This window comes from Caballeronia sp. LZ024, assembly GCF_031451455.1.
GTDB classification, from domain to species: Bacteria; Pseudomonadota; Gammaproteobacteria; order Burkholderiales; family Burkholderiaceae; genus Caballeronia; species Caballeronia telluris.
The window spans coordinates 1,986,104-1,993,647 of record NZ_JARUXL010000001.1; the positions used below are offsets into that span (position 1 = coordinate 1,986,104).

General features: G+C 64.4%; 9 protein-coding genes. 2 read left to right on the forward strand and 7 right to left on the reverse strand.

Translation table 11 applies throughout. From position 1 onward, the window contains the following. Positions 1–57: 57 nt before the first annotated feature. The 5 genes from QCE48_RS09160 to QCE48_RS09180 all read right to left on the reverse strand — a co-directional run bounded on the left by QCE48_RS09160 (position 58) and on the right by QCE48_RS09180 (position 5,182). Positions 58–2,289: a bifunctional (p)ppGpp synthetase/guanosine-3',5'-bis(diphosphate) 3'-pyrophosphohydrolase gene (locus QCE48_RS09160; protein ID WP_309788225.1), complete on the reverse strand. Its 2,232-nt coding sequence runs from the start codon at positions 2,287–2,289 to the stop codon at positions 58–60. Between the two features lie 23 nt (positions 2,290–2,312). Then, complete coding sequence (locus tag QCE48_RS09165) at positions 2,313–2,666, reverse strand: RidA family protein (RefSeq protein WP_309788224.1); 354 nt, start codon at positions 2,664–2,666, stop codon at positions 2,313–2,315. Between the two features lie 54 nt (positions 2,667–2,720). Next, a complete protein-coding gene (locus QCE48_RS09170; protein WP_309788223.1) occupies positions 2,721–3,644 on the reverse strand; it encodes an alpha/beta hydrolase in 924 nt (307 codons plus the stop codon). Positions 3,645–3,833: 189 nt separating this feature from the next. After that, positions 3,834–4,475, reverse strand: coding sequence for a CoA transferase subunit B (locus tag QCE48_RS09175; RefSeq protein WP_309788222.1), 642 nt, complete (start codon positions 4,473–4,475; stop codon positions 3,834–3,836). Positions 4,476–4,477: 2 nt separating this feature from the next. Next, on the reverse strand, positions 4,478–5,182 hold the full coding sequence (locus QCE48_RS09180) for a CoA transferase subunit A (RefSeq protein ID WP_087632133.1): 705 nt from the start codon (positions 5,180–5,182) through the stop codon (positions 4,478–4,480). Between the two features lie 206 nt (positions 5,183–5,388). Here QCE48_RS09180 and QCE48_RS09185 point away from each other — a divergent pair, with 206 nt between their 5' ends. Next, positions 5,389–5,934 carry a PAS and helix-turn-helix domain-containing protein gene (locus QCE48_RS09185; protein ID WP_309788220.1) on the forward strand — a complete coding sequence of 182 codons (546 nt, stop codon included), beginning with the start codon at positions 5,389–5,391 and terminating at the stop codon, positions 5,932–5,934. Between the two features lie 20 nt (positions 5,935–5,954). On the opposite strand, the gene QCE48_RS09190 is transcribed toward QCE48_RS09185, so the two are convergent. Next, positions 5,955–6,395 carry a thioesterase family protein gene (locus tag QCE48_RS09190; RefSeq protein ID WP_309788218.1) on the reverse strand — a complete coding sequence of 147 codons (441 nt, stop codon included), beginning with the start codon at positions 6,393–6,395 and terminating at the stop codon, positions 5,955–5,957. Positions 6,396–6,416: 21 nt separating this feature from the next. After that, complete coding sequence (locus QCE48_RS09195; RefSeq protein ID WP_309788217.1) at positions 6,417–7,190, reverse strand: SDR family oxidoreductase; 774 nt, start codon at positions 7,188–7,190, stop codon at positions 6,417–6,419. A gap of 222 nt (positions 7,191–7,412) precedes the next feature. Between QCE48_RS09195 and QCE48_RS09200 the strand changes: the two genes are divergently transcribed. Then, positions 7,413–7,544 (forward strand): FAD-binding protein (locus tag QCE48_RS09200; protein ID WP_116564380.1); only part of this gene is annotated, 132 nt, incomplete at its 3' end.

Below are 7,544 nucleotides of genomic sequence, written 5' to 3' on the forward strand. Positions count from 1 at the left end.
TCGATACGTTTAACTTCCCGCCAAATACGCTTCCGATTCAATACCTTAGACCAACACTCAGGCGCGGCGTGAAGCACGAATCACGCCCTGCACCTCGCCGAGCAGCGTGCAGGCGCGCTGAATCTGCGCCGCATTCGACACCTCGACCGTGAACTGCATGTACGCAATATTGCGCCGGCTCTGGCTCTTCACGCCGACGACGTTGATCTTTTCCCGCGCGAATACTTCCGAGATGTCGCGCAGCAGCCCCTGCCGGTCGGCAGATTCGACCGCCAGATCGACCGGATACACCGACTGCCCGCGCCCGCCCATCACATCCGCCGACCAGGTCGTGTGCAGCACGCGCTCGGGCGAACGGTCGGCCATCCGCTTGAAGGTCGCGCAGTCGCTGCGATGGATCGACATGCCCTTGCCGCGCGTCACGAAGCCCGCGATCGGGTCCGGCGGCGCCGGGCGGCAGCAGCGCGCGAGCTGCGTGAGCAGCGCATCGACGCCGACGACCAGCACGCCCGTCGATGCCCCCGCCGCCACGCTCTGCCCGCTGCTGCGCTTTTGGAACTGCTCGGGCGCTTCGGGTTCGGGCTCGGGCGGCGGCGTGTCGGAGAGCGCCTGCTCGATATGTCGCAGGCTGAACTCTTCCTTCGCGACGAGTGCGTAGAGTTCCTCGGGCGTCTTGAAGCCGAGCTTGGCGGCAAGCTGGTCCAGATTGACGGATGTCCGGCCTTCGCGCTGTAAGGTTTTTTCGACGATCGCCCGCCCCGACGCGATGTTCTCCTCAGCCTCGACCGCGTTGAACCACGCGCGCACCTTCTGCTTCGCGCGCGCGCTGTGGAGGTAGCCGAGTTGCGGGTTGAGCCAGTCGCGCGACGGCCCGCCCTCCTTCACCGCGACGATTTCCACCGTCTGACCGTTTTGCAGCGGCGTGTTGAGCGGCACCATCGCGCCGTCGACGCGCGCGCCGCGGCACCGGTGCCCGAGTTCACTATGCAGGTGATAGGCGAAATCGACGGCCGTCGCGCCCTGCGGCAGCGCGATCACGCGCGCCTGCGGCGTGAGCACGTAGATGTGGTCGTCGTCGAGCGTGGCATCGCGCAACTGCTGCCAGCCGGGGCCGGGCCGTTCGGCGTCGGACACATCGTCCTTCCAGGCGAGCAACTGCCGCAGCCACGCGATCTTCTCGTCGTACTTCTCGCTCGCCGTCACCTGGCCCGCGTAACCGCGCGTGCCGGCTTCCTTGTAGCGCCAATGCGCCGCAACACCGTATTCGGCGAAACGATGCATCTCGTGCGTGCGGATCTGCACTTCGAACGCGCGGCCGTCGTCGCCGATCACGACCGTGTGCAGCGACTTGTAACCGTTAGGCTTCGGCCGCGAGATGTAGTCGTCGAATTCCTTCGGCATCGGCTGCCACAGGTTGTGCACGATACCGAGCACCGTGTAGCAATCCTTGATGTCGTCGACGATGACGCGAAACGCGCGCACGTCGTTCAGTTCGGCAAAGTCGAGCTCCTTGCCGCGCATCTTCTTCCAGATGCTATAGATGTGCTTCGGCCGGCCGCTCACCTCGGCCTTGATGTGCGCGGTCGCGAGCTCGGTCTGCAACCGGGCGATCGCGCTCGTCACGTACGATTCGCGCTCGACCCGCCGTTCGTCGAGCAGCTTCGCGATGCGCTTATAGGTGACGGGGTCTTCGAAGCGGAACGCGAGGTCTTCGAGCTCCCACTTCAGTTGCCAGATGCCGAGCCGGTTCGCAAGCGGCGCGTAGATTTCGAGCGTCTCGCGCGGCACGTCCGGCGGCGGCTGGGTCTTCTGCGCGGCGTAGTAGCGCAGCGACTGCACGCGCGATGCGAGCCGGATCAGCACCACGCGGATGTCCTGCGCGAACGCGAGGAACATCTTGCGCAGCGCCTCGACCTGCGCCCGGCGCGCGGCCTGCGCGTCGCGCCCGCTTTCGGGCAACACCGCCTGCGTCGCGCGCGAACTGACCGAGCCGAGCCGCGCGAGCTTGCGCACGTCGGATACGAGCGCCTCCACTTCCGGGCCGAAGCGCTCGCCGATCGCATGCGTCGGATCGTCGAGATGCGGCGCCAGCGTGAAGAGCGCAGCCGCCGCGACCGCGTGCGAGTCGATGTTGAGCGACTGCACGATGCGCGCCGTTCCCAGCGCGTGCTCGACGAGCAGTTCTCCGCTCACGAGCCGCGCGTCGCCCGCGTGCTCGCGCACGAACGCGAGCGCGTCGTCGAAGGACGGCTCGGGCAACAGTTCGGGGGAAACGGCGGTATCGGTCATGCGATCAAGCCACAGCGAAAGGCTTACTTACGCTGCGCCGCCACCACGACGACTTCGACGAGGCACGCCGGATTCGCGAGCTTGGCTTCGACGGTGGCGCGCGGCGGCGTGTTGCCGGCGGCGACCCACGTGTCCCACACGGCATTCATCGCGGGGAAATTGGCCATGTCGGAGACATAGATCTGCACCGACAGCAGATGCGACTTGTCGCTATTCGCTTCTTCGAGCAGCCGGTCGATGTGGCCGAGCACTTCGCGGGTCTGGCCGCTGATGTCCTGTTCCGTGTCTTCGGCGATCTGGCCCGCCAGATAGACCGTGCCGTTGTGAATCGCGATTTCGGAAAGACGCGCGCCGACGTGATGACGAGTAACTGCCATGGGTGTCCCTTTGGTGTGCGCGCGCCCGGGATGAGCGCGCCGCCGAGCCCAATATTATGCCCCGTCCGATCTGTTTTCGAGAAAGAAGCGCCGCGCGACCTCGATCTGGTCCGCCGCGAGAAACGCGGGCGCGTGCCCTGCGCCCGCCATCTCGCAACTCTCGACCGCCTGGCCCCGCGCGACCATCTGTTCGACCGTTTCGCGCGACAGCAAATCGGATGTTTCGCCACGCACGACGAGCACCGGCGACTTTATCGAGACAAACGAGTGCCACAGGAACGCCTCGCCGGCGGCGTTGGTTTCGTCGGTCGCGGCGGCGAACGGCAAGGCGATGCCCGGGTCGTAGCGAAAGCCCCAGCGCCCTTCGCGCTCGCGCAGGAGCGGCGTGTTGATCTGGGCCCAATCTTCGTCCGTCAAGGTGCCGAACGACGCCGCGAGCGTCGCCGCATGGACGATGCCTTCGTCGAGCGTCGCGAATTCGGCGGGCTTGCCGAGGTACTGGCCGATGCGCTGCAGCGCCACCGGCTCGATGTGCGGTCCGACGTCGTTCAGCAGCATCTTGCGGATCGGCGTGTTCGGCAGGCCCGCGAGCGCCATGCCGATCAGCCCGCCCATCGAGGTGCCGAACCAGTCCACCGTCTCGACGTTCAACCGCGCGACGAGCGTGACCATGTCGGCGACGTATTGCGGCACGCCGTAGTACTTCGGATCGGCGAGCCAGTCCGACAGGCCGCGCCCGGCGACATCCGGACACACCACGCGATACTCCCGGCACAGCGCGCGGGCGAGCGCATCGAAGTCGCGGCCCGAACGCGTGAGCCCATGCACGCAGAGCAGCACGCGCGGATTCGCCGGATCGCCCCATTCCGTGTACGCGACGCGATGCAATCCCGCCGGGCTCGCGCACTGCACGTAGCGCTGGCGCGACTCGGCTTCCGTGGACTTCAGGGGCGTAGCTTCGACGATGGGCGTGGACATGGGCTTTCCTCAATGGGAGTCGAATCGATTGTAAACAGTTTGGCCGCCGGGATTGCGCGCCGCGCGCGACGTTGGCCGAACGGACAAGTGCGAACACGGCCAGTGTGCCCAAGCAAAAAGACGGCCCAAAAAAGAAAGCGGGCAAAGCTTCACGCTTCGCCCGCCTTTTACCAACGCAATCCGCCCCGCTTACTTCACGCCGCTCACGTCCAGCGGCGCGCCGGTCTTCTGCTGAATCTCTTCAGCCGTGACGCCGTCTGCCAGTTCGGCCAGCTTCAGCCCGTTCTCGGTGACGTCGATCACGCCCAGGTCCGTGATGATCCGGTTCACGACGCCCACGCCCGTCAGCGGCAGCGTGCATGCTTCGAGGATCTTGTGCTGGTCGCCCTTCGCGACGTGCTCCATCAGCACGACCACGCGCTTCACGCCCGCCACGAGGTCCATCGCGCCGCCCATGCCCTTGATCATCTTGCCCGGGATCATCCAGTTGGCGAGATCGCCCGTCTTGCTGATCTGCATCGCGCCGAGGATCGCCAGGTTGATGTGTCCGCCGCGGATCATCGCGAACGAATCCGCCGACGAAAAGATCGACGAGCCCGGCAGCGTCGTCACGGTCTGCTTGCCGGCGTTGATGAGATCGGCGTCGACTTCTTCTTCCGTCGGCGACGGCCCGATCCCGAGCAGCCCGTTTTCCGACTGCAGCCACACTTCGACGCCCGCCGGCACGTGGTTGGCGACGAGCGTCGGCAAGCCGATGCCGAGGTTCACGTAAAAGCCGTCCTGCAGTTCCTGCGCCGCGCGCGCGGCCATTTGATCACGAGTCCATGCCATGGTCATTCTCCTTTCGCGCGGACGATGCGTTGTTCGATGCGTTTTTCGGGATTCGCGTTCAGCACGATGCGCTGCACGAAGATGCCCGGCGTATGAATCGCGTCCGGATCGAGTTCGCCGGTTTCGACGATTTCTTCCACCTCCACGACCGTGATCTTGCCGGCCATCGCGCACATCGGATTGAAGTTGCGCGCCGTGCGGCGGTAGATCAGGTTGCCGGACTTGTCCGCCTTCCACGCCTTGACGAGCGCGACATCGGCGGTCAGGGAATGTTCGAGCACATAGTGGTTTTCACCGAACTGGCGCGTTTCCTTGCCGTCCGCGATGATCGTGCCGAAGCCCGTGTTCGTGAAGAACGCCGGGATGCCGGAGCCGCCCGCGCGCAGCTTTTCGGCGAGCGTGCCCTGCGGCGTGAATTCGAGTTCGAGTTCGCCGGCGAGATATTGCCGCTCGAATTCCTTGTTTTCGCCGACATACGACGAAATCATCTTCTTGATCTGGCGCGTCTCGAGCAACAGACCGAGACCGAAGCCGTCGACACCCGCGTTGTTGCTGATGCAGGTGATGTCCTTCACGCCCGAATCGCGCAGCGCCGCGATCAGCGCCTCCGGGATGCCGCACAGCCCGAAGCCGCCGACGGCGAATGTCTGACCATCCTTGACGATGCCATCGAGCGCCTCTTTCGCGCCGGGATAGACCTTGTTCATCTGTTTGTCCCTTCCATGTTGTGAACCAACTGAAAATCGGCTTTTGGTGCCGCTGCGAGTCGCATTTTTATGGCGCCTGACGACTCCTGGCGGCGTTTTAGCGTGACGAAAGAGTACGACGGCAAGTCGATCCGGCACAATACGCAAAAATACATAAGCAGTCGCCGCACTGTCCTCGCCGTGCGGCGCGCCCGACACCACTCGACATGCCCGAACTGGATTATCAAACCGCGTTTCATCTTGCGCCCATCGGACTCGTTTTGTCCCGGGAACGAATCGTCGAGGATTGCAACGAGGCGCTCTGCGCGATCTTCGGCGCGCCGCGCACCGCGCTGATCGGCCAGTCTTTCGAGGTGCTGTACCCGTCGCCGGACGAATTCACGCGCATCGGCGAGCGGATCGCCGCGCTGATGGCGGCGCAAGGCAGCTACGCCGACGACCGCATCATGAAGCGCGCGAACGGCGAACTCTTCTGGTGCCACGTGACCGGTCGTTCGCTGGATCTGTCGGCACCGCACGCGGCGGGCATCTGGACCTTCGAGGACCTGAGCGCGACGCGGCGCGTCGCGATCGAACTGACGCCGCGCGAGCGGGAAATCGCCGCGCAGCTCGTGATGGGGAAAACCAGCAAGCAAATCGGCCGCGTGCTCGACATCAGCCCGCGCACGGTCGACATCTATCGCGCGCGGCTGATGCGAAAGTACGATACCGGCAACGCGACCGAACTGCTGCAGCGGCTTCTAGGCACCTGAGACGCGCATCAAGGCGCGACTTAAGGCGCGACGACGGGCGCCGCCGTCTCGATGGTATGGCGCAGCAGGTCGGGAATCGGCACCGACTTGCCCGCCGCATAGTCGATCCAGACGCATTTCGCGGCGCCCTTCGCATAGAGCGTGGCGGGATCGTCGGCGCGATAGAGTTCGAAACGCGTGTCGAAACTGCTGCGGCCCGGCTTGCCGACCGACATCCGGCCGATCACGTCGCCGGGATAATGAAGCTGCTTCAGAAACTCCATCGACGCATTGACGATCACCGGTCCCTGTCCCTCGCCGTTGCCGCCCGCGATGCCCAGATGCTCGAACCAGGAAATGCGCACCTGCTCCATGTAGCGGAAATAGACGGTGTTGTTGACATGCCCGAAGGCGTCCATGTCGCCCCAGCGGATCGGCATGGACATCTCAAAAACAGGGTGAAAGTCGCTTTCGTTGCTCATTACTGCGTCCGGAAACAGAAGTTAGAGGTTGAAGCCGTCGTCGGCGGAAATGATCGAGCCGTTGATGAACTGCGATTCGTCCGCGGCGAGCAGCAGAAGAAGACCGTCGAGGTCCTCGGGCTTGCCGACGCGCCGGCGCGGCAGCATCGACATCAGCTTCTGGCCCTGCTCGGTCTTCCAGTGATGATGGTTGATCTCGGTGTCGATATAGCCCGGGCAGATCGCGTTCACGTTGATGCCGTGGCGGCCCCATTCCTGCGCCATCGCGCGGGTCATCTGGACGACGGCGGCCTTGCTCATCGCATAGAGGCCGATCTGCGGAAACGTGCGCAGCCCCGCCACCGACGCGATATTGATGATCCGGTAACCCGGTTTTGACGCGCTGTTGCCGCGCATGATCATGCGTTTCGCGACTTCCTGCGCGACGAAAAAGGCGCCGCGCGTGTTGGTGTTGAAGACGAAATCGAAGTCGGCGGGCGTGACGTCGGTGAGCTTTTGCGTCGTAGACACGCCCGAGTTGTTGACGAGGATGTCGATGGTGCCGGCTTCCGTCTCCGCATGCGCGACCGCCGACTTGATGCTCTGCGAATCGGTGACGTCGAGCGCGACGACGTGCGCCGCGCCGCCCGACGCCTCGATCTCGGCGCGCAGTTCCTTCAGACGCTCGGTGCGCCGGCTCGCGAGGACGACCTTGGCGCCTGCCTGCGACAGCACTTGCGCAAAACGCTTGCCGAGCCCGCTGGAAGCGCCCGTGATCAGCGCGACCTTGCCTTCCAGATTGATCGAACGGCCCATAGTGGTTCCTTGTTGTTCGGTTGATCCAGCCGCGCCGGCACGCTCACGGCAACACGGCGATTCGTTGGTGCGTCGGTTTCGCGGTCGGGTCAAGCCGTCACGCTATCACATAAATAGTACGATCGTGCTAATCGATGGATGGTCGGTTGCACCCCACCAGACGTTTCGCTGACAATACGCGATCCCCGAAAAAAGCATTCTAACGGTACATAGGAGCATTGGATGACCCCGGAGAGTCTCATCGAGCAGTACGGTCCCCGCGAGTCGATGGAATATGACGTCGTGATCGTCGGCGGCGGCCCCGCCGGACTGTCGTCGGCTATCCGGCTCAAGCAGCTTGCGCAGGAAAAAGGC

What these genes read in the sequence shown, in the direction of transcription:
- QCE48_RS09160 (WP_309788225.1), bottom strand. Translation starts at nt 2,289, where the DNA reads ATGACCGATACCGCCGTTTCCCCCGAACTGTTGCCCGAGCCGTCCTTC.
- QCE48_RS09165 (WP_309788224.1), bottom strand. Translation starts at nt 2,666, where the DNA reads ATGGCAGTTACTCGTCATCACGTCGGCGCGCGTCTTTCCGAAATCGCG.
- QCE48_RS09170 (WP_309788223.1), bottom strand. Translation starts at nt 3,644, where the DNA reads ATGTCCACGCCCATCGTCGAAGCTACGCCCCTGAAGTCCACGGAAGCC.
- QCE48_RS09175 (WP_309788222.1), bottom strand. Translation starts at nt 4,475, where the DNA reads ATGGCATGGACTCGTGATCAAATGGCCGCGCGCGCGGCGCAGGAACTG.
- QCE48_RS09180 (WP_087632133.1), bottom strand. Translation starts at nt 5,182, where the DNA reads ATGAACAAGGTCTATCCCGGCGCGAAAGAGGCGCTCGATGGCATCGTC.
- QCE48_RS09185 (WP_309788220.1), top strand. Translation starts at nt 5,389, where the DNA reads ATGCCCGAACTGGATTATCAAACCGCGTTTCATCTTGCGCCCATCGGA.
- QCE48_RS09190 (WP_309788218.1), bottom strand. Translation starts at nt 6,395, where the DNA reads ATGAGCAACGAAAGCGACTTTCACCCTGTTTTTGAGATGTCCATGCCG.
- QCE48_RS09195 (WP_309788217.1), bottom strand. Translation starts at nt 7,190, where the DNA reads ATGGGCCGTTCGATCAATCTGGAAGGCAAGGTCGCGCTGATCACGGGC.